The following is a 25,198-nucleotide window of genomic DNA, read 5'->3' as shown; positions in this document are numbered from 1 at the left end:
GGTGAGATGATTCGATTAACGTTCCAAGCGATTGTCAAAACAATCGCTTGAAGGCATGAATGAATAATGGACTTTAAAGATATTTGTCACGGTTGGCAAGAGTGCCACGCTGGAGTGACGTGAGTTGGAAACGACTTTGAATGGTATTAAACGGTGTCTATAGCGACGGTGATCCACCTCTTCCCATCCCGAACAGAGAAGTTAAGCCCGTTAGCGCCGATGGTACTGCCGAAAGGTGGGAGAGTAGGTCGATGCCAAATTTCCAAATCACTGGTATTTTTTAGCAGTGATTTATGGCGAGGTAGCTCAGCTGGTTAGAGCGCATGATTCATAATCATGAGGTCGGCGGTTCAAGCCCGCCTCTCGCTACAAAGTAAAGTTAGTGCTAAAAGGATCTCCGAGAAATCGGAGATCTTTTTTTTATTCTTATTTTGGTATTGACTTTGCTGAAAAATAAATGCTTGTTACATGAAAAGTGCGATTGTTTATCCCTTATTCTGCAATGGTGACTTCTAGTCCTCGTTCTCTTAATTCGTCTAAAATCTTGGGTTGAATATGACTATCGGTAATGATATGTTCCACTGCATCCAGCTCGCAAATTTTTCCGAAACCTCTGCGTCCGAATTTCGAAGAGTCTGCAAGGACTACGGTTTTTTGAGCGGTTTTCATCATGACTTGATTGAGGTTGGCTTCCATCATGTTGGTTGTGGATAGACCATATTCCAAATCGATTCCATCGACTCCCATAAACAATTTACTACAAGAAAAATTTTCCAGCATTTTCTCTGCGTAGCTTCCCACGACAGATACAGAACTATTCCGCACGAGTCCGCCCAATTGAATAATGTCGATATCTTTATTGCAAGCAAGTATATGCGTCACATTAATAGCAGAAGTAATTACGGTAAGATGCCCTTGGGGGTTGATCTGACGAGCTAGGGCGTGCATTGTGGTTCCGGAGGCAATGATAATGGAATCGTCGGGCGTGATTAAATTCGCTGCTTGCATTCCAATAAGACGTTTTTCTTCGGTATATAATTTTTCTTTTTCATTGACATGCCGGTCATTGATGTAAGGATTGATCAATATAGCACTCCCGTGAGTACGATATAACATTTTTTTCTCCTCAAGCAGTGTAAGATCTTTACGTATGGTTACGGAAGATACTTTTAGTTGATTAGCAAGATCAATAACAGAAACAGATCCCTGTTGCCGCAACAATTCGAGAATGTAACTGTGTCTTTCGCTCAAAGATAATGTTTTCATTTCTTTCCGATTATCAATAATACTCTCAATGATTTACGCACACATATAAATAATAGTTTGTCCTTATAAAAGGATATGACTAAGATAGTAATTTATTTTAAATGAATATTGCCTATTTCTAAAAAAAAAGAAACTTTTACAGTCTATTTCCGTAAATGATTTCGATACCAAAGATGGTCAAATTCAGCTCTGTCGAATTGACTGATACCAATAGCAAGAAAAGGATAGTTGTCTTAATATAGTGATTTACGTGCATATACGCATGATAGATCGGATAGTTTTTCGTAGAGAGAATTGATTGTTTGTTGAAGTATAATAGATTGTAAAACAAATAAATAACTGCGTTATGAACCGAGAGGATATGTTGAATAAAGTTCAAGAATCCGGTAAGGTATGGGATATGGTTGTAGTGGGAGGTGGAGCCACGGGTTTAGGTGTTGCCGTTGATGCTGCAACACGAGGATATAGTGTCGTCCTGCTTGAAATGGCGGACTTTGCAAAAAGTACTTCAAGTAGAAGTACAAAATTGGTACACGGTGGTGTACGTTATCTACAAAAAGGTGATGTTGCTTTGGTGTTGGAGGCATTGAGAGAGAGGGGAAGAATGAAAGCGAACGCTCCGCATCTGGTAAAAGATCAGGCATTTGTTATATCAAATTATACGTATTGGGATAATTTTCTTTATTTCTGCGGATTGACTTTTTATGATTTACTATCATTTGGCTTCGGGTACGGAAGAAGCCGGTTTATTTCGTCCAAAAAGGTGATGGAATATTTGCCGACATCCGTGAAGAAAGGGTTGAAGGGAGGAATCGTGTATCATGACGGGCAATTCGATGACTCGAGGATGGCAATAAATCTTGCACAGACTTGTGTCGAGAATGGCGGAGTGGTATTGAATAAAGCGAAAGTGTCTGGTGTTGTACATGATAAGAATGGAAAGGTGGCAGGAGTAAAATTTGTGGATATAGAATCGGGCAAGGAAATGCAATTGGCTGCCAAAAGCGTGGTGAATGCTTGTGGTATTCTTGTCGACGATTTGATGGCAATGGATTCTCCGGGACATAGCAAGATGGTGACCCCTAGTCAAGGGGTTCATCTCGTGTTGGATATGAAGTTCCTGAAAAGTGATTACGCGATAATGGTGCCTAAGACAAGCGATGGGCGTGTACTATTTGCCGTGCCTTGGCATGATAAAGTTGTCGTGGGTACAACGGATATTATGCGTCCGGTACCGGAGATTGAACCGAAACCGTTGAAAGAGGAGATTGATTTTATCTTAAAGACCGCCTCTTTATACATGGATCCGGCTCCCACGTATGACGACATAGAATCTGTGTTCGCGGGACAACGTCCTTTGGCAGCCCCGAAGCACGAGGGCAAGAGTACGAAAGAGCTTTCCCGGGGACATAAGATTATTGTTTCGGATAATAATCTGGTCACTATCACGGGAGGAAAGTGGACTTCCTATCGGAAAATGGCAGAAGACACGGTGGATAAAGTAATCGCACTTAAATTGCTGGAACCGAGAAAATGTATAACACAGAAATTCCATATCCACGGGTATCGTAAGAACCCGAACTTGAAGGATCATATGTACGTTTACGGGAGTGACCAGGATGCTATTTTGAAATTGATTGCTGATCACCCGGAGTACGGGGAGAAGCTCTCGGACAAATATGACTATACCGTGGCGGAGGTCGTATGGGCTGTTCGCCAAGAGATGGCGAGAGAGGTGGAGGACGTTTTGTCGCGGAGGGTTCGTTTGCTGTTTGTTGACGCGAGAGAAGCTATTAAAGCAGCTCCTAAAGTAGCGGAAGTGATGGCGAAAGAACTCGGGAAAGATCAGGCATGGATTGACGAGGAGGTAAAGGAATTTACCGAATTGGCTGAAAATTATATTGCGGCTAAGATCATTATTTGATCTTAGCTGATGTAAGAATCAATAATTTATAAAAACGAATATCATGTGGAGTTTTCTAAAACCTGAACCCCACAAACCTTTATTACCTAAAGAGAAGATCGACCCAACGTACAAGAGATTACGGTTGCAGGTCTTCCTCGGGATTTTTATCGGTTATGCGGGTTACTATCTTGTCAGAAAGAACTTTACTCTGGCAATGCCTTATTTGCAGGAATTGGGATTTGATAAAGGAGATTTGGGAGTAGCTCTTTCGGCAAATGCTATTGCTTACGGGTTATCGAAATTTTTGATGGGAGGTGTTTCTGACCGGAGTAGTGCCCGCAAATTTTTGCCTTTAGGTTTACTGTTGTCGGCTGTCGTTACTTTGTTTTTAGGAACGAGTGCCGGGGTGTCTTCTATTGCGGTGATGTTTATCACGCAGTTCCTGATCGGTTGGTTTCAAGGTATGGGCTGGCCTCCCTGCGGACGTGTGATGACTCATTGGTTCTCGCATAACGAACGCGGGACAAAAATGTCAATATGGAACGTGGCGCATAACGTGGGAGGAAGTTTGGTCGGGATCATGTTCTCGTTGGGACTGGTATGGTTTGGTTCGTGGCAGGCTGCCACGTTTGTTTTCCCGGCAGTTGTCGCCCTTGTTATTGCAGTGATAGCTCTCGTGCTAATCCGGGATACACCGCAGTCGGAGGGATTGCCGCCTATCGAGGAATATCGTAATGATTACCCGAAAAATTATAGTGCCAAGTCGGAAGAAGAATTGACGGCAAAGGAGATATTTTTTAAATATGTATTGAATAACAAGATATTATGGTATATAGCAATTGCTAATGCTTTTATTTATCTGGTGCGTTACGGGGTGTTGGACTGGGCTCCGACTTATTTGAAGGACGTGAAAGGGTATGACAGTAGTGCGATAGGTTGGATTTATTCGGCTTACGAGATTGCGGCAATCCCCGGGACGATTATTTGCGGTATCGTGAGTGACTACGTGTTCAAGGGACGACGTGCGCTCACCACGATGACTTATATGGTGTTGGTGGCTTTATTTGTATTTATATACTGGCAAACAAAAGATAATCTTGTGATGGATAGCATTTCTCTGATTGCTATCGGGTTCCTGATTTATGGACCCGTAATGTTAATCGGGGTACATGCCTTGGACCTTGCCCCAAAGAAAGCTGCCGGAACGGCTGCCGGGTTAACCGGTTTCTTCGGGTATTTTTTTGGAACGGCGCTTTTGGCGAATATCATGTTGGGATACGTGGTTGACAATTTAGGATGGGACTGGAGTTTTATCATCTTGTTGGCAGCGTGTGCTCTTGCATTTATATTCACCGCATTTACAGTGAAAGAGGAACAATATTTAGTGAAAGGAGAAAACAAACATTAACCGCTCTAAAATTCAAAAACTATGATCAAAAAGTTTTTTCATGCAGCAATGGCATGCGGGCTATTGGCTTTAGTCATGTCGTGTGAAGACCAAAAATTCAACAACATCAATGTTGACGTGGATCGGGTGGATCTCGATCATCTCACGGAGGACATGATAAAAGTTCGGGATTACGTGCCGGAGTATGCTGTTGTTGCTCACCGGGGATCGACTTTCTGGGCGCCGGAGGAGACAGAGGCAGCCTATCGTTGGGCAAGGGAAATCGGAGCTGATTACCTGGAATGTGATATGCAAGTGTCGAAGGACGGGGTTGTGCTTGCTTTGCACGATGACAACTTGAAACGCACGACAAATATCGAAAACGTATTCGGAGAAACGTTGCCGTTCGATATACGCAAAGCGTATTACCAGAAAATCGGGTACACGGAGACTGAGGCTGATTCACTCACCCGGGTGGATGCGAAGAATTTCGTGCCTAACCTTCCGGCTTATTACACTTACGAAGAATTGTCCATGCTGGATGCAGGAACGTGGTTTAACGAAACGAGTATCGAACAGGCACGCCCGGCTTATTCGACAGTGCACCAGTACGTGTCTACGCTGGAAGATCTTGTTAATTTTGCCCGTGGCAAAATATTGAAGAGGAACGGTGGAGAACGTGTTTTCACGATAGGGCAGAAAACCGGGAAGAAGATCAAGAGTTTGAGTGGAACGGCTGATTTGATTGAATATACTTTCGAGTATGAGGCAGATCCGGAAGACTCGGGACACAGACCGGGTATCTATATCGAATTCAAAGAACCGTGGTTGAACCCGACCGGGTTTGAAGAATTGGTTTATAATGAGCTGGATCGTTTGGATATGAATGTTATCACCAAGCCGGAGGCAGAAGGTACGCCTTTTTACGTGAATGGCAAGGTGAACACGGGTAACACGAACGGGAAAGTGATTTTACAAACCTTCTCTTTGGAGAGTCTGGTGCGTGTTGCCGAGCATTTCAAGGGACAGGTGCCGATGTGTTTCTTGTTGTGGAAAGGAACGGGAGCGACGGATCTGACGTATGATGACCCGCTAGGGTATGCTTCGTTTATTAATCTGGGCGTGAAGTACAAGGCTCATTTTATCGGTCCGTGTATTGCCGGAGCCCCGAATGATTACCCGGAGTTGAATAACCCATGGCAGAATTACTTGATTCACAAGGCGGGGATGAAGAATCATCCTTATTCTTTTGACACGTATGACCAGATGGCAAAGTATTTCGGGCAATATAATTTCGGCGTAGAGATCGACGGAAAGTATAAAGCTCCTTACTTGGATGCATTATTCACGAATCATTCCGATATGAGTATCAATTACATGATTACGCAGGGATGGAGAAAGAGTCCGGCATCACAGGAGTTGGTGGATGCGAGAGTTGTGTTAGAAAGATTAGGATACTAAATCATCATTAAAATGCAGATCAGTATGAAAAGATATATATTATTTCCCGTGATGTTCGTGGCTCTCGTGATGTCATCTCATGGGGTAAAAGCCCAGGTCGAGGATGTACTCAATCCCTTACTGCAATATATAAATAAGGAGAATGGACTTCGGTTTACCGCGGGAGCCCGTCTGTTTGCCGATGTTGCTTATTACCATTCGGAATATACCCCGATGAAGTCCGGTGCGGCGATTACCGATGCCCGTATTCGTACTTCCTTGACGTATAAACAATTCTATTTTTATGCCGATTTCGATTTCTCGAAGGGAAAATTCACTCAAAAGAATATTTTCGTTCGTTATAATTTCTGTGAGTCGCCGTTCGGGATTCATAGTTTGAGAGCCGGGTATTTCAATGAACCGTCAAGCATGAGCCTGAATGCCAGCTTGTATAATTATCATTTTATTGCACGTGCAGCTCCCGCGATGGCATTGTCTGCCGGACGTGGTCTGGGTATCACTTACAAGTATTATGATGCCCGTTTCTTTGCAGACCAAGGTATTTTTGCCGAGAACAAGTATAATGACCAGATATCCGGGTTCCAAGGGGTGAGCCTTAGCGGGCGTTGGTTATACAAACCGATTAATGACGAGGATGTTACTTTACATATCGGGGCTACTTTCCATTATGGTAGAACGAACACGGGGATGGTTGTAGATAATGTTTTCCGGACAAACATGGAGCTGGAGTCGAATATGCAGACTTACGTGGATGCGACGACTAAATTTTTGCATGCCGATGTGCCCTGGACGAAAAACACGATTACTTTCGGACCGGAGGTGTTGGTGAAGTCTGATTATTGGTTCTTCAGAGGAGAGTATATTTACAAGCGTATTTACAAGAAAAGGAATGACCGGGAGCTTTTTGAGAACCAGTTGGGTGGCGTATGGAGTTGGACGACGCAGGAGTCATGGTTAGCCGGAAATCCGATAAGAAGTTCCAAATTTCAAGGTGCTTACGCGGAGATGGGGTATTTAATCCGGGGAAACGGGTACGAGTATGATGACGAGTACGGTTTGCTGGGTGGATGTAATAATAAAGGCGATTTGGAGGTTGTTGCACGTTACAGTTATACCGAGTTGAATGATATTAATAAAGGCGATTTTTTCTTGATCGGTAAACATGTGTTCTATCCGGATGGAGTAGTTTCCGACTACCCGCCTATCTCGACCAGTATCGGGGGAGGACGTTTGCATACCGCCACGGTAGGAATTAACTACACTTTTAGTCCCTATATAAAGGTGATGGGAGAATACCAGTATAGTAACTTGAAAAATGTGTATTATCCTCTGGATAAGAATTTTCATCAGCTACAAGCACGTTTGATGGTATCGTTTTAACGTTCCATTTTATAAGAATCTATGCGAGGGGATACGTTTTTAACGTTTCCCCTTGTCTATTTTTCTTGCATTTTTAATTCCGTTTCATTATTTTTGAGTTTTTAAAACACACAAAACACTAATCTAGCGGGAAAACTATGAGAAGAATTACTTTACTCTTGGTGGCGGTAGTTGCCGTATCTAAGATTGCGGTAGGTCAAGTTGATGTGAGTGCGATAAACAAACCTATCGAATTGTTGCAGGAAGCAAATAAGGACATTGAAAACGGGGATTATCAGGATGCCGTGCAAAAGTTAATTGCGGCAAATCGGCTTAATCCAAATTTGAGAGCGGTTTATTTATCGTTGAATGTTGCTTGTTCGCATACGAATCAACTTACGCTGCTGAAAGAATATTTGATTAAGGGAAAGAAGATATTCGAGGAAGATGACGAGTTGTGTTATTATTTGGGGAATCTTTACCAGAATCAGAAGAAATACGCGGAGGCTGTGAAAGAGTATACGCTGGCGATACAGTATTCAAAGAAAAACGGGGAGGATTACGAGTTGGTGTATGCTTATTATCTGAACCGAGGGAATTGTTACCTGAAACAGAACGAGTACGCTAAATCTATTCCGGATTACACGTATTCGCTAAAGCTAAACAAAGATAACGGGGCTATCTACGCGAATAGGGGTATCGCTTATTTCCAAACGGGTAAACGGAAAGAGGCATGTGTCGACTGGCGGAAGGCGAAAAGCCTTGGGGTAACTAGCGTGAACGCATATATCAATAGATATTGCAGGTAACGTTTAATCGTCGGGTTTTCTAAAATATTGAAATAAAGGGGCTGAATGCCCCTTTACTATTTAAATATATCGATTAGTGATGTGAGATTGCTGGTGAAAAGTTTTACAGAAATAGCGAGAAGAATAATCCCGAGGAATTTGCGTAATATATATACACCGCCTTTCCCGAATACTTTCTCGACCAGCGTGACATTTTTTAATACGAAATAGACCACAATAATGTTTAGGGTCAGGGCTATAATAATGTTTATTATATGATATTCTGCCCGCAGGGACAACAAGGTCGTGAGTGTTCCTGCCCCGACAATCAAGGGAAAAACGAGGGGAACGATGGATGCAGTGCCGGAAGGACTGTCGTTTTTGAAGATGGGAATCCCGAATATCATTTCCACTGCAAGCACGAAAATCACAAGAGAACCCGCTACGGCAAAAGAGGATATATCCACGCTGAACAGGTTTAACAGTTTATCGCCGAGGTAAAGGAATGCGATCAAAATAACAAAGGAGGCTAAAGCGGCTTTCATGGCACTGATCGTATGACCTTTCTTTTGAATATCAATGATGATTGGAACTGCTCCCGTAATATCAATAACGGCGAAAAGTACCATAAATGCACTTGCTAATTCTTGTATGCTAAACTCTGAAAAACTCATAACAAAAAGGTTGGTTTATTCTCAATTAATGTTGTAAATTTGTCTGCAAAGATACGGAAACAGGCGGTGTTATCAAAATGAATTATAATAATACGGAAAAGCTATGGTTTACACGAAATTAATAATAGAAAAGCAAGAGAATATTTGTACGGTGAAGATCAATAATCCGGAAGCGTTGAATGCACTTAACTCTACTATATTGAAAGAGTTGGATGCAGCTTTTACCGAGATTGGAGAGGACGATAGTATTGATGTGGTTGTTTTGACGGGCGAGGGACGTTCCTTTGTTGCCGGAGCGGATATTTCACAAATGAGCACGATGAATGCCGTTGAAGGAAAAGCGTTCGGAGAATTGGGGGCTGCTGTTTTTAGAAAGATCGAACTGTTGAACAAAGTTGTTATTGCAGCCGTGAATGGTTTTGCGTTGGGTGGCGGTTGTGAGTTAGCCATGGCTTGTGATATTCGTATTGCCTCCGTGAAAGCAAAATTCGGGCAACCGGAAGTGGGATTGGGAATAACACCGGGATTCTCGGGCACGCAACGTCTGTCCCGTATCGTGGGGGTAGGCAAGGCAAAAGAATTAATTTACACGGCGGATGTAATTGTTGCCGAAGAGGCGTATCGCATCGGCTTGGTAAATAAAGTGGTGGCACCCGAGGCATTGATGGACGAGAGTATGGCGATGGCAAAGAAGATTGCGTCCAAGGCTCCGCTTGCCGTCCGTTACGCTAAAGAAGCGATTAATCGGGGCGTGGAAACCGATATAGAAACCGGAATTTCTATTGAAACTGATTTATTCGGGCTTTGTTTCTCGACAGAAGATCAGAAAGAGGGGATGCAGGCTTTTTTGAATAAGAGGAATGCTAACTTTAAGAAAAGATAGTGATAATATTTTTTAATAAATGAATTTTAGATAACATGAAAATTTGCGTTGTAGGAACAGGCACAATGGGTAATGGAATTGCCCAAACTTTTGCGCAAGCTGGACATGATGTCCTGCTGAAAGGTCGTTCAGAAGCATCTCTCGGCAAAGCTCACAAGGCGATCGAGAAAAGTCTATCCAAACTGGTGGAAAAAGGCAAGATGGAAGCTGCCGAGAAAGAGGCAATCACGGCTCGTATCAAAGATACGATGGATTACGGGGATTGTAAGGATGTCGATTTAGTGATCGAAGGGGTTGCAGAGGATATGGCAACTAAGGTTGAAATATTCAAAACGTTAGATGCTATTTGCAAACCGGAGGCTATCTTGGCAACGAATACTTCTTCACTTTCCATTACAGAGATTGGGGCTGCAACAAACCGTCCGGACAAAGTGGTCGGAATGCACTTTTTCAATCCGGTTCCTATGATGAAATTGGTAGAGGTGATTACCGGACAATTGACTTCTCAGGAAACTCATGACCGGGTGATGGCTATTGCTTCTGAGGTTGGAAAAACACCCGTGAGCGCTAATGAGGCACCGGGATTCATCGTAAATCGTATTTTGATCCCGATGATTAACGAGGGTGTCAGCATTTATGCCGATGGCGTGGCTTCCAAAGAAGAGATTGACGAGGCTATGAAATTGGGTGCAAATCATCCGATGGGACCTTTGGCTTTAGGTGATTTGATCGGCTTGGACGTGTGTCTGGCTATCATGGAAGTTTTGTTCCACGAGTTTGAAGATTCTAAATATCGTCCGCATCCGTTATTGCGGAAAATGGTACGTGCTAACCAGTTGGGACGTAAAACCGGAATCGGTTTTTACGATTATCGTAAATAATTGGGGTTGTAGATTGCTGGTTGCAAATTGTAATATGAAAGCGATGGTGTTCAACGTGAACGTCCATCGCTTTCGTTTGTTTATTGTCCCAGGCGGATAGGTGAACGTTTTACCGGATGTGGATCGTCGGGGATTTCTTTGGTTTTGTACGAGTTGAAACGGAATGTTAATCCGATCCAGTAAGCATGCGTGGCTTCTTTGCTATAATTTTTAATAGGATTCTGTTTCCTAGTAGAACGAATGTTCCATTCTGAAGTATCGAAGACATCTGTAACGGAGAAACTAAGTTGGAGTCTATCCTTGAGAAAACCTTGGCGGAGGGATAAATCAAAAAAATAGTCTTCTTTCAATTTGAATTGTGGAATTTTCGAGGGAGATCGGTAGCAGAAATTTGCTTGAAATTCCGTGTATTTATGAGGAGTTAATGCTAGTCTGATGTCGCCAATCCAGCAGAAAGCATCGGAATGAAGATTTATGCCCTCGAACTTGCCGGACGTGTGCGTGTGTGTAAAAGAAAATGCTGGGGTTACAGATACCCACGAGGAAAGTTCGAGAGGAATTTCAACATCCAATCCAATTTTATTTTGCATGGTACCGTTCGTGTAACTTAGCACGAGTTTGTCATCCGTGGCGAACGTGTATACCGGGGAGATGAATTTCTCGGTTGCCTCGAAGTAAAGGGTTGTGAGTACTTGAGCCTGTTTGCCGGAGTACAAGTGGGTGATCTCCGAACGGTTCGTGATTTCCTGACGTAATGCCGGGTTGCCTTGCTCTGTTGTTATGCGGTCGATATATGTCATGGACGGGTTTAGTTGTATATAATCCGGTCGGAAGGCTCGTCGGGTAAAGTGAAAGGCTAGTTCTTGATTCTCTGACAAGTTATATTTGACGGTCAGTAACGGGTAGAGATAGAAGCGGTTGCTGTTTTTCTTTTGATCAGTTAAGGAAAATGTTGATCGATTCAAATCGAAGGCTGCCTGTAAACCTATTTCGTGGAAAAGACGTTTTCCGGCTTGTGTCGAATAGGTAAGGTGGGAAGAAAAAATATATTCATTGTGATCTAAAATGTTATCTATTTTATTCCAACGGGAAAAGAAAGCTATTCCGGCTTCCAGCTTTCCTTCGCCAGATAGCATTTTTAGATAATTCATTTGCACGCGGGTATATTGTGGTGATTCTTTATTTCTTGATATATGGGCAATTAGGTTATTCACGTGGTATTTGGAGGGACGGATGTGCTTCGTGTACGAGAAAATCCCGTTCACGGATAATTCGTGTCTGTTTTGCTCGAACACGTGCTTGTAAGCCAACGTGCTTTCAAATATTTTTTTGTCAGAAACAGTTCTATTGTGTTCATTGTTATTTATATCTTGATTCGTGGTAATTTTTGGAAGGTGTATTTTGAAATCCCAAAGGAATGAATTGTGGACAGAGGGACGTAGATATAATTGCAGATTTATCAAATGGCTCAAATGGTGTTGCTCTGTTTCTATGGTTTGAAATATCGTGTTATTTTGAAAATGTCGGGACAGTTCACTACTGGTTTCAATTCGGTCTGAATGAACAGAATAGTCCATGTACAGATCGTAGTTTTTTCGGTTATACCCTAGATTGATATTACTCGTGAAGTTGTTCGAGAAATCGTAATTCAACGAAACCGATCCGCTGAAAGTATTTTTTGTTTTTTTGTTGTCCTCTTGTCCTTGAATTTCAGAGCACACGCATAATGTCAAGAAAGAGAAAATGAGTTGGAAGCCCTTCTTCTTCATAATGTATTCAGTTTGTTGTTTACGTGGATATGACAAGAGTATCCTTGAATTCCTTGCGTTTGCTTGTGTGTTTTTCTATAAAATGAAAATATGTATTTCGTATTTTTGTAAAGCGCAAATAAATATTTTCTGCGAATTTACTTTGGTACAAGGCGTCAGTTTATAATTCGATGTTATGATATTAGGTGTTTCGTGTGAGATAAATGCCCTTGAATAGTCACCATTTTCTAAGTTTCTGCTAATACTTTTGTGGTGTCCAAAAAAGAGATAATAATGTGGAATAATTAGTAGGAAAATCTGGAATTCTCTTGACTGGATTATACGGAAGTGTGGTGTGTGAGATTTGAACAAAATCCATCTTCCCGAAAAAGACAGCTTTTATATACTGTACCTGTTTAAGGATGGTATGTGAAACACATGGTAAAAACGTCGATTCCTGATAAAAAAGGTTAGTGCGCGAAGCGCATTCGGACGGTTTTAATGAATGAAATACACGAGAGGATAACATGTCGGATAGAGATAGAAAATTGCACTGGTTTGCGGCATACACGAAGACAAATCAGGAATTGACAATCAAAAAGAGATTGGATGGGTTGGAGGTGGAGAACTATCTGGCAATACGGGAAGAGATACGGGAAACAGCTTCCGGCAAAAAGGACGTGAGGGTGATCTTAATACCACATCTAATATTTATCAGGACAGATCAAACTACTGCTTTTTCGTTGATTAATGAGCAAGGTGTGAGTGTCATTTATTTAAAAAATCCCGAGACTCGTCATTCTTTAATCGTTCCCGACAAGCAAATGCGTGATTTCATGTTTTTGCTTGATTTTTCGGAGAGTACTGTGGAAGTGATTAATGAAGAATTAAAACGAGGGGATCGAGTACGAGTAATCAAGGGACCTTTAGCCGGGTTGGAAGGCGAATTAATACGCATTAAAGGTCATAAAAGAGTCATTGTTCGGTTGGAAGGTGTGGTTTCAATAGCGACCTCGTATATTCCGGGGTCATTCTTAGAGAAAATAGGATAATAAATGGATACGAAAGTATTTAAGGATTTATACCGGAAGGTATGGAATACGCGTGTGAAAGATTTTCCCGTGTCTTCCTTGTCGAGCCTGCTGCATGGTTATTTGGCGGTATACTCGATGGTACGTGTTTATCCTTGGCTGGAGGATAATTACGGTTCCCGTTGGAAAATACATGAACGGGTGCGAGAAATAGCAAGAGTCCTCTCTCTTTTGGTTGAGAACGCTTCCATTCCCACGGAGGAACGAGTCGGGTATGTGGCTGATTTAATGAATGCTTACTTGACGTACTCAGATATGAATATTCTGGATAAAGCCTTGGACGGTGCTTATGAAATTCTGTGGTTACTGGAAAATAAAGACGAGGCGGCAGCCTCCTGTCGTTCCGCAGAAATGTGCCGGATGTTATGTAGTTGTTTTTATTTCATGAACGAGAAGAAGTATGTAGAATGGGCATGGCACATTATTGATGGATGGGACGAAGAGAAAAATACGATAAGTATGGAGGAGAGATGGAAAAGAAATCGTGCTAAGGATTTATACTATAATACGGTGGGAAACGATAAAATGAATGAAGGTGCTTTGTCTTTTGGGAAAATTGCCGCGAGAGAGAAGTCTGATGATTATGCCGTTCTGACTTTGTGGTTTGATGTCCTTGCTACTTGCGAATACGAAAAAATGAGATTGAATTCTTAAATATTTTTTATGAAAGGAATTGTATTAGCCGGAGGATCCGGAACACGTTTGTATCCTATCACCAAGGGGGTAAGTAAGCAATTGTTGCCGGTATATGATAAACCGATGATCTATTACCCGATATCTGTATTAATGTTGGCTGGTATACGTGAGATTCTGATTATTTCAACCCCACAGGATTTACCTGCTTTCAAACGATTGTTGGGTAATGGGGATGATTATGGCGTCCGGTTTGAATATGCGGAGCAACCGAGTCCGGATGGTCTGGCGCAAGCTTTTATTATCGGAGAGGAATTTATCGGGGATGATAGTGCCTGTCTGGTGTTGGGAGATAATATATTTTATGGTAGTTTCTTTACAAAACTCTTGTCAGAAGCCGTGAAAGCGGCAGAACAGGAAAATAAAGCCACGGTTTTCGGTTATTGGGTTTCCGATCCGGAACGTTACGGCGTGGCTGAATTTGATAAGACGGGAAACGTGTTGTCGATAGAAGAGAAACCACGAGAACCGAAGTCAAACTATGCGGTTGTGGGATTGTATTTTTATCCGAATCAGGTTGTGAAGGTGGCTAAAAACATAAAACCATCAGCCCGGGGTGAATTGGAGATCACGACAGTCAATCAGGAGTTTCTTAAAGATGAAGCACTGAAAGTTCAATTATTAGGACGTGGTTTTGCGTGGCTGGATACGGGAACTCATGAGTCTTTGGCAGAAGCATCTACTTTTGTTGAGGTCATCGAGAAACGCCAGGGGCTGAAGATTGCTTGTCTGGAAGCGATTGCTTATCGGAAGGGATGGATTATAAAGGAGAATCTCATTAAATATGCTAGGATCATTTCTAACAATCCGTATGGAAAATATTTATTACGGATTGCGGAAGAATAAGAGCATAAAAATGATGTACTAAATACAATGGCTACTAGATCGATTTTAGGTGCTTCTTTTGTTTTTTTTGAAATAGGGGTGCTCGTTTTTGTTTTCATGTCAATGAATATGTCATTAACGTGGCCTTTGGCAAGAATTTCTATTACTTTATTTACTTTTATAACAACGTGTTTCTTTTTATTTGTACAAAAAAGAGGTGTTTTTAAAGTGACTACATCAGGGATTAATCTTTGTATGTTTTTGGGGATATTATGTTTGTACCAACTATCATTTTGTGTACAGTTCAATTTAGATTCCATATCTCGCTATATCTGTACTTTTTTAGTCGGTTCTGTGATTATTGTTTCAACGTTAAAGATTAAGATCAAATTATTGGAGATTTTTTCAAAATCTCTGGGTGTCCTTTTGAGTGTTTCTCTTGTTGGCTGGGTATTGTTCTTGTCGGGAGTGCCCTTGCCTCATTATACGACTTATGATGGAGTCTTTTATACCCATACGAATTACTATTTCTTTTTATCGGATGGCTATACAGAAGAATTAGTACCACGTTTTATGGGGATGTTTCAAGAACCTGGACATTTGGGTACTACTTGTGTTTTTTTGTTGTTCGTGAATCGTTTTAATCTGAAACGGTGGGATTGTATGATTATGTTCATAAGTATTCTATTCTCGTTATCGTTGGCTGCATACGGTTTATTAATAGGTGGAATGATATTGCATATGCTAATTTATTCTCGGCATAAAATTATTTATACTACATTGTTAGTAACCGTTTTAGCAGGCAGTGCGATTTTTGCGATAAGCGTAGATAGAGGAGATAATGTTGTAAATCAGATGATCGTGTCTCGGCTTGAGATTACGGATGATGGTGATATTGCTGGTAATAATCGATATGCAGAGTTTTTCAGGTATCGTTATTCTAGATTTATAGAGTCAAAAGATCGATATTTTGGCATTGGGAATATGTATGAAAATCTGGCTCGTCGTTGGTGGAATAATTCTGCCGGTTGGCGGCGTTTACTGGTGACGAACGGGATTGTGGGGACCGTGTTGGTTTTGTTATTTTATATCTTCGTATTACGAAAGAATTATTCTCGGGCAGGATTGGCTTTATTTATTTTGTATGTGGTTGCTAATATGATAAGGGACCATGTAATGAAAGAATATTGGCTTTATATTTATTTAATGGCGATCCCGATATTAGCGGCATATACGGCAAATAAAAAGGGGACCTTGAATGGCTGATTCTTTAAAAAATAAGACTGTTAAAGGGGTCGCTTGGAGTTTAACTGATAACCTGGCAAATCAAGGAATTACTTTTTTGGTGGGGTTGGTGTTAGCTCGATTATTGACGCCAACGGAATATGGGGTTATTGGAATAATCATGATTTTTATAGCAGTATTTAACAGTATTGTGGATAGTGGTTTTTCGAGTGCATTAATCAGGAAGACAAATACGACCCATACAGATTATAATACCGTGTTTTTATTCAATATCGTGTTGAGTATTCTTTTATATGTCGTGATATATATAGGGGCACCAGCCATAGCACATTTTTTCAATAATGATTCATTGATTATACTTACGCGAGTAATGGGGATTGTTGTAATAATTAATGGGTTGGGATTGATACAAAAAACAATATTGACCAAAAATATTGATTTTAAAACACAAACCAAAATATCATGTATATCTTCAATAACAAGCGGGATCGTTGGTATTGTGATGGCTGTAAAAGATTTTGGTGTTTGGAGTTTAGTTGCACAACAAATTTCAAGACAGATTCTTTTTACCATATTTTTATGGATTTATAGTAGAGAATGGTTTCCCCGTTTTGAATTTTCCATACAAAGTTTTAAACAGCTTTTTAGTTTTGGGTCAAAGGTTCTTGTCGTTGGGCTTATACATACAATTTGGGAAGAAATATATCAATTTGTTATCGGGAAATGCTATAGCCCGGCTACATTGGGGCAATTTACGCGAGCGAATCAATTTCGAACAATATTTTCCCGAAATTTTGCCAGTGTTATTCAAAGAGTGAGTTATCCTGTACTTAGTTCGATCGAGAATGATCCTGAAAGATTAAGAGATGGGTTTCGTCGTATCGTGAAAGTTACAACCTTAATTGCATTTACTTGTATGCTAGGTTTGGGGGCTGCATCTTATCAAGTTATTTTGGTTTTGATCGGAGAGAAATGGTTGATAGCTGCTTCTTTTTTACAAATCATCTGTTTTTCAGGCATGCTTAATCCACAACAGATGTTGAATAACAATTTATTGCAAGTTCAAGGTAAATCAGGTCTATTATTACGGTTAGAGATTGTCAAAAGAATATTTGCGGCGATCCCTGTATTATTCGGTATATTTATAAATATAGAATGGATGTTGTGGGGAAGCGTATTTACCAATTTGTTATGTCTTTGTTTAAGTGGATTTTATGCAGGAAAAGCCATTCATTATTCTTTATCGGATCAGTTTAAAGATGTATTACCTGCTTTTTTGATTGCTTTGTTCATGGGGGGAGTTGTTTGGGCAATATCTTTTATTTCTTGGACTAATTATCTTTTATTGCCCGTGCAAATAATTTCTGGTGGTATTGTGGTCATTTCACTCTGTGAGTTATTCAAATTGGAAGAATACTATGAAATTAAACATATAGCTTTGAGTTTAAAGGAGAAAATTAGTTATGGAAAATAAAGAGAAGATTACTGTGACCTCTCCCTTGTTACCAAATTTGCAAGAGTTTACAGCTTGTTTAAATGAAATCTGGGATTCTAAATGGATTACGAATAACGGAGATTTTCATAAACGGCTAGAAGAATTGTTATGCGAGTATTTGGGTGTTCAATATATTAGTTTATTTACAAACGGAACATTACCGTTGATGACGGCTTTGCAAGCATTACGTATTACGGGGGAGGTAATTACAACACCTTATAGTTTTGTGGCTACGACACATTCTTTATGGTGGAACGGAATAAAACCGGTTTTCGTTGATGTCGATCCTCGGAATGGTAATCTTGATCCGGATAAGATAGAAGCAGCTATATCTCCGAAAACTACAGCTATTATGCCTGTTCATGTGTATGGAAATCCTTGTGATACGGAAAAGATAAAGTCGATAGCTGATAAATACGGTCTAAAAGTAATATATGATGCAGCCCATGCTTTTGGTGTTACAGTGGATGGTAAATCCATTCTGGAAGCGGGGGATATGTCTACATTAAGTTTTCACGCGACGAAAGTTTTTAATACGATAGAGGGTGGAGCTCTTATATGTCATGATGAAATGACAAAGAAGCGTATAGATTATCTTAAGAATTTTGGATTTGCCGGGGAAACAGAAGTGGTAGCTCCCGGTATTAATAGTAAAATGGATGAGGTTCGTGCTGCTTATGGCATTTTGAATTTAAGACAAGTCGAGCAAGCTATTGGTTTGCGTTGTGAGGTTGCAGGGTGGTATAAAGAAGTATTGAAAGATGTAAGAGGAATTACTTACTTTGAGGATCTACCTGGTGTCCTACACAATTATGCTTATTTCCCCATTTTTGTGGATGCCGAAAAGTACGGGATGACACGTGATGATCTTTATTTTAAAATGAAAGGGCTAGGTATACTGGGGCGGCGATATTTTTATCCTTTAATTAGCACATTTTCGACTTATAGAGGACTGGAATCTTCTTCGGCAGACAGGCTTCCTGTGGCAACCAATTTAGCTGATAGTGTTATCTGCTTGCCTATACACCATAATCTTTCTCGACATGATGTCGAGCGAGTTCTTTCAGTCATTAGACGCTAAATGAACAACATATGAAAAATAAGTTACTCTTCTTTTTACGTAAAGTATATTTCCGTGTTCGAGTTTATCCTCGTCAAGTGAAACATTTAAAGAATTATACTTCCCAATATTATGGGAAAACTTATTTCCCTGATTCGGAACATAAATCTGAGCGGGAAATCTTTAATGAACAAAAAAAATATATACGGAAATACGGTCGCATGAACGAATATTATTATCTGTATGGTTTTGATGTGAAGGGTTTGCGGAATCAAGAAGAATATCTCGATTATGGGGTGTATATGCATAGGCGGGATTATCTAAATAATCATCCTTCGAAAGATATCTATAGCTATACGGGTATTTTACGTGATAAATTCTATTTCGCCATTTTTATGGAACAGCTAGGGTTCCCGGTACCAGGCACGATTGGCCTATATGACAAAGGAGATGTGTTCGTGTTTGCCTCAAAATGTAATGTGAATATTGCCGATGTCTTAAAGAATGGAATGGAATTGATGTTTAAGCCGCTAGATGGGATTGGCGGCGTGGGAATATATGCTATATCCATGATAGATGGTAAATTGTATTATGCCGGGAATAAAATTTCTATGGATGAATTAATGGAAATGCTTTCTTCTCAGCGCTTTTTTATACAAGAAAGAATAAATAACCAACACTCGAAAGTGGCGGAATTATATCCGAATGCGGTAAACTCTTTACGGATAACGACTGTTCGGGATTTGAAGAGTGGGAATATTGAATTAATGGGATGTATGTTTTTGATGGGAGCACGCGAGGCTGTGGTTTCTAACTGGCATTATGGTGGCGTAATTATAAATGTAAATGACCAGGGATATTTTGATAAATATGGTTACTCTCTTTACGAAGGGCGAATAGATAAACATCCTGATACAGGAGTCCCTTTTGACGGATTCCAAGTTCCTTTTTTTGATATGGCAATGAAAGAAGCTATTAGATGCCATCAGTTGTTTTACGGTGTTCATAGTGTTGGTTGGGATTTTGCCATAACAAAAGATGGAGTATTATTTATAGAAGGTAATGATAATTGGGGAATGGCAGCTCATCAAATGGTATCGGGCGGATTAAAGAAAAAGTTTGAAAAGTATTATTTTAAATGATGGATTGTAATACGGTTATTTTGAATAATGGGGTTGAAATGCCTATAATCGGATTAGGAACGCATACCTTAAGTGGGATAAAAATGTACAAAAGTGTAAAGCATGCTTATCGTGCGGGGTATCGTAATTTTGACACAGCCTGGTTGTACAAAAATGAATCTTCTTTGGCCTGGTCATTAAAATTTCTGGGAATCGAGAGAAAGGATATTTTCATTACCTCAAAATTAGAATGGAAACAATTAGTTGATAATAATCTGAAAGGAGAGCAGGTAAAATCCGTGAAGACATGTTTTGAAAGTACTTTACGCAGATTGAAAACTGATTATATTGATTTGTATTTGATTCATTGGCCTAATCCCAAGTATTATTTATATATGTGGGAGGAGATGATTAAACTGTATGAAGAAGGGTATATCCGCGCTATTGGAGTTTCTTCTTTTTTAGAACCACATTTAGAAAAATTGAAAACGATATCGGATGTAATCCCAATGGTAAATCAGATCGAGATGCATCCATTAAATAATCGATTTGATTTGGTTAAATATTGCAACGAAAATGAAATTCAAATAGAAGCACATTCTCCTTTTGCTAGGGGAGCTTCTGCAGCAGAGTTGATGTGTCATCCCGTATTATTGGATATTGCCAGATATCATAATAGATCGGTTGCGCAAGTTATTTTGCGTTGGATTATTCAGCAAGGTTGTGTCACCATTCCTCGGTCAAAAAATCCCGAAAGGTTAGTACAAAATATACATATTTTCGATTTTGAGTTATCCGAGGAAGAGATGACTAAAATATATTCTTTAAATCAGGATAGATTTTTTGGTAGTGATCCGAGAAAAACTTTGGCATATCTATAATCATGGATAGACAACAACAAGTTTGTTTGACTTTTACTGGAGATATTCTTTGTTCTGAGATGCAAAATAAAGTATCAAGAATAGGAGAAGATTGTTATGTTTATGATTCGATATTTGCCGGTATTCGTGATTTGTTTATTCAGGCGGATTATGTTTGTGGCAGTTTAGAGACGCCATTGGCTGGTAAAGAATTAGGTTATTCTGAAAGTGCGATAAATTTTAATACGCCGGATTCTTTTGCTGAAGCTCTGAAAAAAGTTGGGATCAATATGGTTACTACATCAAACAATCATTGTTTGGACAGGGGAATAATAGGACTCAAAAGAACAATAAAGGTCTTGGATGAATTTGGACTTGAGCATATCGGTACTTATTTGACCCGGGAAGATAGCGAACATATTTTAATAAAAGATTTCGATGGTCTGAAAGTGTCATTTCTATCATACACTTATGGAACAAATTCGCGATCTAATAAACATTTTTTGGAGGGAGAGGATATCTATCTTGTAGATTTATTCAGAAGGCAAGATCGGCTGGTAGTTCAGAAGATATCTTTTATCAAAAAATGCATTAGGAAAATCAAAAGAAAATTATTTTCCTCTAAAGACGTGAAAAGATCCAAAATCGTATTGGATAATGTCCCTTCAACGGAAATCACGAATTCTGATAACCAATTTTACGTGAAAAGATTAAGGTCTAAAATTTCTAAGGCGAAAGAATTATCAGATATTGTTGTCTTATGTATGCATGGAGGCGGGCAATTTAATTTCAGGGAAGGTCCGGGAGAGTACACGAAATATTTAATGCAGACAGCTTTAGATGCGGGAGTAAATATTGTTATCGGAAATCATACCCACTGTGTATTACCGGCAGAATGGTATGACAATCAGACATTGGGTGTCTATTCTCTTGGTAATTTTTGCTTTACTCCAAGGGACGGATATTACGTGGATGGTGTGTATGCTGATTATTCTGTGGTTCTAAATATCTACTTGGACAAGATCAATAAATGCCTTGGGAAAGTAACATTCTTTGTGACGAAATCTGTGCGTGCCGAGGATAACGGGTGTGTTGTAAAGTTGGTGTATGATCTATTTCAAAGTGAGCCAGATGAGGAACAAAAACGTATTTTGCAACAAGATAATTTAGCTGTAATTTCCCGTTTTATCAACAAAGAATTACAAGAACTGCCAGTCGAAAGGGAATATGATTTTTGTTTATTAACAAATAAAGAAGAAAAATTGTGCCTGTAATTTTAATTTCAAATATGGTTGATAAACAACCACTGGAGATCATACAAAGTGTAATTCCGCAAGGTTTTGACGTGTTATTTCTTTCCGAAGGAACTCGTGAAGAATTGCTTGACAAAGTTCCATGGGCCGATTATATCTTGGCAAGCGGGCGATTAACAATTGATGCGGGAGTGATCGAGAACGCTCGAAAATTGAAAATGATACAGCGTACAGGTGTTGGCTTGGATAGTATTGATATTAGAAAGCTTCAGGAAAAAAGAATTCCATTATATGTAAACAAGGGGGTGAACTCCGATAGTGTGGCAGAACATACTGTTCTATTGATTTTAGCTATGCTGAAACGTCTGGTGGATATTAATAAAGAACTAAAGGATGGCATCTGGGTGAAACAGGCAAATGGAATAAAGAATAGAGAAATAAAAGGGCGTGATGTCGGACTTGTCGGGCTTGGGAGTATAGGGCGTAAATGCGCACAAATTTTAAGGGTATTTGGAGCAAATATTTATTATTATGATATAAATCGTTTGTCTGTTGACGAGGAAAAAGCAATGGGTTTGAGGTATTTGCCATTTAATTCATTAGTAAGTTCTATGGATATTATTTCTTTACATTGTGCGCTAACCGAGGAAACGACTCATTTATTTTCAGCAGAAGAGTTTCTGGCAATGAAAGATACCGCTTTTATAATCAATACCGCAAGAGGTAAACTAATAGATGAGAAAGCACTATATGCGGCATTGGTTTCCGGTACAATTTCTGGTGCCGGATTGGATGTGTTTGAACAGGAACCTTTGAATTCGGGTAATGTTCTTTTAAAACTGGATAATGTTCTGGTTACGCCTCATATCGGGGGAATTACTCGTGATTCCTATACAAGTATGATAAGAGAAGCTATGAATAATATTTCACTTTTCGAGCAAGGAAGATTGGAGGAAATTGAGGAACATAGATGGAAAATATAACAGATCGTTTTATTGATATCTTGTATCGTCTGTCGAGGCAAGATATAGATGCAAGAACATATAAACATACAAAATATGTCTTGTTGGATTATTTAGGAACGGCTATTTATGGCTCTGGTATGCTTCGTAAACACATGGAAGCATATTTATATAATTTCCAAGATGGAAGAGATTGGGCTACGGTTATGGGAATGCCTCATAAATACATGCCTTATCATGCTGCATTGTTGAATGGGATGGCTGCACATGCGACTGAATTTGATGATGGTTGCCGTTTCGGGATGATACATTTGGCAGCACCGATTATCCCTGCTGTTTTTGCTGCCTCAGAGAATGCTTCTATTTCAGGAAAATATTTATTGAAAGGGATCATTTTTGGGTATGAGGCGGCAATAAGATTATCTCGTTCCATTCAACCATATCATAAGAAAAAAGGATATCACACGACTGCCACTTGTGGATGTATCGGTGCCGCGATTGGGGTTGCGGTAGCTTTAGGTTGTGATAAGAAAGAGCTAAAAAGAGTTTTATCAGTAGCTGTTACAAATTCTTCCGGGGTATTGGAAATTCAAGAAGATGCCTCCGAGTTGAAAGGTTTTAATGCTGGAATGGCGGCTGCTAATGGATTGATGGCTGCTTATATTGGGAAATCAGGATTGGCTGCACCCGATGATGCCTTGGGCGGAAAGAGAGGTTTTTTGGCTGTTATGTCTGATCGTTATTGTGATGAGGATAAACTATTGGCTGTGGAAGATGAATATTTAATACATAAAATATATTTAAAGCCATACGTGTCTTGCAGGCATTGCCATCCCATTGTAGAAGGAGGAATTCAAATAGCAGTGGAAGAACATTTGAATTCGGATTGTATAAAAGAAATATTGGTTTATACATATCAGTTGGCAGTGAAAGGACATGAACACAAAGAGATAAAAAATACTAGTTCTGCCAAGTTGAGTATCCCCTTTTGCCTGGCTATATCTGTTTTAAGAAAAAAGTGTGGAACTGAGGAATTCCAGGAAAAATGGATAAACGACAAGGAAGTTATTAGCCTTATGGACAAAATAACTGTACTTGAGGATCCGGAGTTAACACGGGTTTCATCTGAGAGGCGATCCGCCAGGGTCGTGATTGTCTTGGATAATGGGAGCAAATATGAACGAACGGTCGAATATCCTCTGGGAGAACCTGAAAATCCGATGACAGAAGAGGAGATAAAATCAAAGTTTATAGCATTGGCAAAAGCATCTGTCGATACAGAAAGAGTTATAGAGTCAGTTTTTAAAATAGAGATGGAGTTTGCGACTCTCGTGGAAAATTTGTAAAAAATATCAACATGAAAGAAACAAGAGATTTTTTGACAAAGATAGGTATGCCGTCTGGAGATGCGTATAGTTTACCTACATCAGAAAAACGTTTTGAAGATGGTGGACAGTATAGATTTGAGGTGCCTGGAATTCAGTCTCCGGGAGTAATGAAGGCTTTACTGGAAGAATTGGATAAGTATGGAATAAAAATTCATCGAATTACTCAAACCAAGGGGATCATGTCCCTTCTGGATGAAGAGATAGAGAAAATGGTTGAATATGCCAATCATTGGGAGGTAGAATTAATATTAGCGATAGGACCAAGGGCAACAACCGATACCAGTGCCTCCGTTCATACCGAGGAAGGGCAAAGAATGGGATATCGTTTGAGAGGTCAGGAGCAAATCGTGAGAGCTATCGAGGATGTCAAAAGGGCTTGTCGATTGGGATGTCGTTCATTTTTGGTATATGATGAAGGATGCCTATGGCTGCTAAACCGAATGAGACAAGAAGGAGCGCTACCATTTGATTGTAAATTTAAAGTGTCAGCACATGCCGGGCATGGGAATCCATGTTCTGCAAAGTTATTGGAAAGTATAGGGGCTAATTCGGTAAATCCTGTGCGTGATATACAATTACAGATGTTGTCGGCAATAAGACAAGCTATAGATATTCCGATAGATATTCATACCGAGAATCCTAAATCTTCAGGTGGTTTTATTCGTCATTACGAAGTACCTGAAATGATTCGGATTGCTTCTCCTATCTACTTAAAAACGGGAGGATCGGTTGCGCAGACACATAGCTGGGATACGACAGAGTCTGATGCTAAGAAACGGGCAAAACAGGTCATGCTAGTAAAAAGGATTATAGACAGCTATTATCCCGAAGCAATTTGTTCTCCGAAATAAA

At 40.0% G+C, this 25,198-nt stretch carries 22 protein-coding genes, 1 tRNA gene and 1 rRNA gene; 21 read left to right on the top strand and 3 right to left on the bottom strand.

The window, feature by feature from the left end:
* Positions 1 to 149: 149 nt before the first annotated feature.
* Together rrf and A3CY_RS0108430 are read left to right on the top strand one after the other, a co-directional pair.
* Positions 150 to 260: ribosomal RNA gene (gene rrf / locus A3CY_RS0108435) — 5S ribosomal RNA — on the top strand.
* A gap of 35 nt (positions 261 to 295) precedes the next feature.
* Positions 296 to 369 (top strand) — tRNA-Met (locus A3CY_RS0108430).
* 123 nt (positions 370 to 492) lie between these two features.
* On the opposite strand, the gene A3CY_RS0108425 is transcribed toward A3CY_RS0108430, so the two are convergent.
* Positions 493 to 1,266 (bottom strand): DeoR/GlpR family DNA-binding transcription regulator, encoded by a 774-nt coding sequence (locus A3CY_RS0108425; protein WP_040371326.1) that lies wholly within the window; start codon positions 1,264 to 1,266, stop codon positions 493 to 495.
* A gap of 346 nt (positions 1,267 to 1,612) precedes the next feature.
* On the opposite strand from A3CY_RS0108425, the gene A3CY_RS0108420 reads away from it, so the two are divergent.
* The 5 genes from A3CY_RS0108420 to A3CY_RS0108400 all read left to right on the top strand — a co-directional run bounded on the left by A3CY_RS0108420 (position 1,613) and on the right by A3CY_RS0108400 (position 8,188).
* Complete coding sequence (locus A3CY_RS0108420) at positions 1,613 to 3,190, top strand: glycerol-3-phosphate dehydrogenase/oxidase (protein WP_018337474.1); 1,578 nt, start codon at positions 1,613 to 1,615, stop codon at positions 3,188 to 3,190.
* A gap of 43 nt (positions 3,191 to 3,233) precedes the next feature.
* On the top strand, positions 3,234 to 4,580 hold the full coding sequence (gene glpT, locus A3CY_RS0108415; RefSeq protein WP_018337473.1) for a glycerol-3-phosphate transporter: 1,347 nt from the start codon (positions 3,234 to 3,236) through the stop codon (positions 4,578 to 4,580).
* Positions 4,581 to 4,601: 21 nt separating this feature from the next.
* A complete protein-coding gene (locus A3CY_RS0108410) occupies positions 4,602 to 6,020 on the top strand; it encodes a glycerophosphodiester phosphodiesterase family protein (RefSeq protein WP_018337472.1) in 1,419 nt (472 codons plus the stop codon).
* Positions 6,021 to 6,044: 24 nt separating this feature from the next.
* Positions 6,045 to 7,400, top strand: a complete 1,356-nt coding sequence (locus A3CY_RS0108405) for a hypothetical protein (protein WP_018337471.1) — start codon at positions 6,045 to 6,047, stop codon at positions 7,398 to 7,400.
* 137 nt (positions 7,401 to 7,537) lie between these two features.
* Entirely contained in the window at positions 7,538 to 8,188 is a 651-nt protein-coding gene (locus A3CY_RS0108400; RefSeq protein WP_018337470.1) for a tetratricopeptide repeat protein, read from the top strand.
* Between the two features lie 56 nt (positions 8,189 to 8,244).
* Here A3CY_RS0108400 and A3CY_RS0108395 read toward each other — a convergent pair whose 3' ends face one another.
* Positions 8,245 to 8,841 carry a MarC family protein gene (locus A3CY_RS0108395; protein ID WP_018337469.1) on the bottom strand — a complete coding sequence of 199 codons (597 nt, stop codon included), beginning with the start codon at positions 8,839 to 8,841 and terminating at the stop codon, positions 8,245 to 8,247.
* 103 nt (positions 8,842 to 8,944) lie between these two features.
* Between A3CY_RS0108395 and A3CY_RS0108390 the strand changes: the two genes are divergently transcribed.
* Both A3CY_RS0108390 and A3CY_RS0108385 read left to right on the top strand, forming a co-directional pair.
* Entirely contained in the window at positions 8,945 to 9,724 is a 780-nt protein-coding gene (locus A3CY_RS0108390) for a short-chain-enoyl-CoA hydratase (RefSeq protein ID WP_018337468.1), read from the top strand.
* A gap of 35 nt (positions 9,725 to 9,759) precedes the next feature.
* Entirely contained in the window at positions 9,760 to 10,605 is an 846-nt protein-coding gene (locus tag A3CY_RS0108385; RefSeq protein WP_026207456.1) for a 3-hydroxybutyryl-CoA dehydrogenase, read from the top strand.
* 80 nt (positions 10,606 to 10,685) lie between these two features.
* Here A3CY_RS0108385 and A3CY_RS0108380 read toward each other — a convergent pair whose 3' ends face one another.
* Positions 10,686 to 12,374, bottom strand: coding sequence for an outer membrane beta-barrel family protein (locus tag A3CY_RS0108380; RefSeq protein ID WP_018337466.1), 1,689 nt, complete (start codon positions 12,372 to 12,374; stop codon positions 10,686 to 10,688).
* A gap of 506 nt (positions 12,375 to 12,880) precedes the next feature.
* Here A3CY_RS0108380 and A3CY_RS0108375 point away from each other — a divergent pair.
* Genes A3CY_RS0108375 through A3CY_RS0108320 form a run of 12 tightly spaced genes read left to right on the top strand, consistent with a single transcriptional unit; the run spans position 12,881 to position 25,197 of the window.
* Entirely contained in the window at positions 12,881 to 13,405 is a 525-nt protein-coding gene (locus A3CY_RS0108375) for a UpxY family transcription antiterminator (RefSeq protein WP_018337465.1), read from the top strand.
* 3 nt (positions 13,406 to 13,408) lie between these two features.
* A complete protein-coding gene (locus tag A3CY_RS0108370; protein ID WP_018337464.1) occupies positions 13,409 to 14,098 on the top strand; it encodes a hypothetical protein in 690 nt (229 codons plus the stop codon).
* Between the two features lie 9 nt (positions 14,099 to 14,107).
* Positions 14,108 to 14,983 (top strand): glucose-1-phosphate thymidylyltransferase RfbA, encoded by an 876-nt coding sequence (gene rfbA, locus A3CY_RS0108365; RefSeq protein WP_018337463.1) that lies wholly within the window; start codon positions 14,108 to 14,110, stop codon positions 14,981 to 14,983.
* Positions 14,984 to 15,010: 27 nt separating this feature from the next.
* Positions 15,011 to 16,228, top strand: a complete 1,218-nt coding sequence (locus A3CY_RS0108360; protein WP_155828222.1) for a hypothetical protein — start codon at positions 15,011 to 15,013, stop codon at positions 16,226 to 16,228.
* Positions 16,221 to 17,681, top strand: coding sequence for a lipopolysaccharide biosynthesis protein (locus A3CY_RS0108355; protein ID WP_018337461.1), 1,461 nt, complete (start codon positions 16,221 to 16,223; stop codon positions 17,679 to 17,681). The genes A3CY_RS0108360 and A3CY_RS0108355 overlap by 8 nt, the downstream gene beginning before the upstream one ends.
* A complete protein-coding gene (locus A3CY_RS0108350) occupies positions 17,671 to 18,783 on the top strand; it encodes a DegT/DnrJ/EryC1/StrS family aminotransferase (protein ID WP_018337460.1) in 1,113 nt (370 codons plus the stop codon). The genes A3CY_RS0108355 and A3CY_RS0108350 overlap by 11 nt, the downstream gene beginning before the upstream one ends.
* 11 nt (positions 18,784 to 18,794) lie before the next feature.
* Positions 18,795 to 19,904 (top strand): sugar-transfer associated ATP-grasp domain-containing protein, encoded by a 1,110-nt coding sequence (locus A3CY_RS0108345; RefSeq protein ID WP_018337459.1) that lies wholly within the window; start codon positions 18,795 to 18,797, stop codon positions 19,902 to 19,904.
* Positions 19,901 to 20,764 (top strand): aldo/keto reductase, encoded by an 864-nt coding sequence (locus A3CY_RS0108340; protein ID WP_018337458.1) that lies wholly within the window; start codon positions 19,901 to 19,903, stop codon positions 20,762 to 20,764. Before A3CY_RS0108345 ends, A3CY_RS0108340 begins: the two co-directional genes overlap by 4 nt.
* A 2-nt stretch (positions 20,765 to 20,766) precedes the next feature.
* Complete coding sequence (locus A3CY_RS21970) at positions 20,767 to 22,017, top strand: CapA family protein (RefSeq protein ID WP_018337457.1); 1,251 nt, start codon at positions 20,767 to 20,769, stop codon at positions 22,015 to 22,017.
* Positions 22,008 to 22,979, top strand: a complete 972-nt coding sequence (locus tag A3CY_RS0108330) for a 2-hydroxyacid dehydrogenase (protein ID WP_026207453.1) — start codon at positions 22,008 to 22,010, stop codon at positions 22,977 to 22,979. The genes A3CY_RS21970 and A3CY_RS0108330 overlap by 10 nt, the downstream gene beginning before the upstream one ends.
* A complete protein-coding gene (locus A3CY_RS21965) occupies positions 22,967 to 24,304 on the top strand; it encodes an MmgE/PrpD family protein (protein ID WP_018337455.1) in 1,338 nt (445 codons plus the stop codon). The genes A3CY_RS0108330 and A3CY_RS21965 overlap by 13 nt, the downstream gene beginning before the upstream one ends.
* An 11-nt stretch (positions 24,305 to 24,315) precedes the next feature.
* A complete protein-coding gene (locus A3CY_RS0108320; protein WP_018337454.1) occupies positions 24,316 to 25,197 on the top strand; it encodes a hypothetical protein in 882 nt (293 codons plus the stop codon).
* The last annotated feature ends 1 nt before the right edge of the window (position 25,198 follow it).

Origin of the sequence: Butyricimonas synergistica DSM 23225, assembly GCF_000379665.1 — a bacterium.
Taxonomy (GTDB): Bacteria; Bacteroidota; Bacteroidia; order Bacteroidales; family Marinifilaceae; genus Butyricimonas; species Butyricimonas synergistica.
This window is presented reverse-complemented; position numbering and strand designations above follow the sequence as displayed.

Bases quoted from the DNA above. Each gene is read 5' to 3' on its own strand.
- A3CY_RS0108425 (WP_040371326.1), bottom strand. From the start codon at position 1,266: ATGAAAACATTATCTTTGAGCGAAAGACACAGTTACATTCTCGAATTG.
- A3CY_RS0108420 (WP_018337474.1), top strand. From the start codon at position 1,613: ATGAACCGAGAGGATATGTTGAATAAAGTTCAAGAATCCGGTAAGGTA.
- glpT (WP_018337473.1), top strand. From the start codon at position 3,234: ATGTGGAGTTTTCTAAAACCTGAACCCCACAAACCTTTATTACCTAAA.
- A3CY_RS0108410 (WP_018337472.1), top strand. From the start codon at position 4,602: ATGATCAAAAAGTTTTTTCATGCAGCAATGGCATGCGGGCTATTGGCT.
- A3CY_RS0108405 (WP_018337471.1), top strand. From the start codon at position 6,045: ATGAAAAGATATATATTATTTCCCGTGATGTTCGTGGCTCTCGTGATG.
- A3CY_RS0108400 (WP_018337470.1), top strand. From the start codon at position 7,538: ATGAGAAGAATTACTTTACTCTTGGTGGCGGTAGTTGCCGTATCTAAG.
- A3CY_RS0108395 (WP_018337469.1), bottom strand. From the start codon at position 8,841: ATGAGTTTTTCAGAGTTTAGCATACAAGAATTAGCAAGTGCATTTATG.
- A3CY_RS0108390 (WP_018337468.1), top strand. From the start codon at position 8,945: ATGGTTTACACGAAATTAATAATAGAAAAGCAAGAGAATATTTGTACG.
- A3CY_RS0108385 (WP_026207456.1), top strand. From the start codon at position 9,760: ATGAAAATTTGCGTTGTAGGAACAGGCACAATGGGTAATGGAATTGCC.
- A3CY_RS0108380 (WP_018337466.1), bottom strand. From the start codon at position 12,374: ATGAAGAAGAAGGGCTTCCAACTCATTTTCTCTTTCTTGACATTATGC.
- A3CY_RS0108375 (WP_018337465.1), top strand. From the start codon at position 12,881: ATGTCGGATAGAGATAGAAAATTGCACTGGTTTGCGGCATACACGAAG.
- A3CY_RS0108370 (WP_018337464.1), top strand. From the start codon at position 13,409: ATGGATACGAAAGTATTTAAGGATTTATACCGGAAGGTATGGAATACG.
- rfbA (WP_018337463.1), top strand. From the start codon at position 14,108: ATGAAAGGAATTGTATTAGCCGGAGGATCCGGAACACGTTTGTATCCT.
- A3CY_RS0108360 (WP_155828222.1), top strand. From the start codon at position 15,011: ATGGCTACTAGATCGATTTTAGGTGCTTCTTTTGTTTTTTTTGAAATA.
- A3CY_RS0108355 (WP_018337461.1), top strand. From the start codon at position 16,221: ATGGCTGATTCTTTAAAAAATAAGACTGTTAAAGGGGTCGCTTGGAGT.
- A3CY_RS0108350 (WP_018337460.1), top strand. From the start codon at position 17,671: ATGGAAAATAAAGAGAAGATTACTGTGACCTCTCCCTTGTTACCAAAT.
- A3CY_RS0108345 (WP_018337459.1), top strand. From the start codon at position 18,795: ATGAAAAATAAGTTACTCTTCTTTTTACGTAAAGTATATTTCCGTGTT.
- A3CY_RS0108340 (WP_018337458.1), top strand. From the start codon at position 19,901: ATGATGGATTGTAATACGGTTATTTTGAATAATGGGGTTGAAATGCCT.
- A3CY_RS21970 (WP_018337457.1), top strand. From the start codon at position 20,767: ATGGATAGACAACAACAAGTTTGTTTGACTTTTACTGGAGATATTCTT.
- A3CY_RS21965 (WP_018337455.1), top strand. From the start codon at position 22,967: ATGGAAAATATAACAGATCGTTTTATTGATATCTTGTATCGTCTGTCG.
- A3CY_RS0108320 (WP_018337454.1), top strand. From the start codon at position 24,316: ATGAAAGAAACAAGAGATTTTTTGACAAAGATAGGTATGCCGTCTGGA.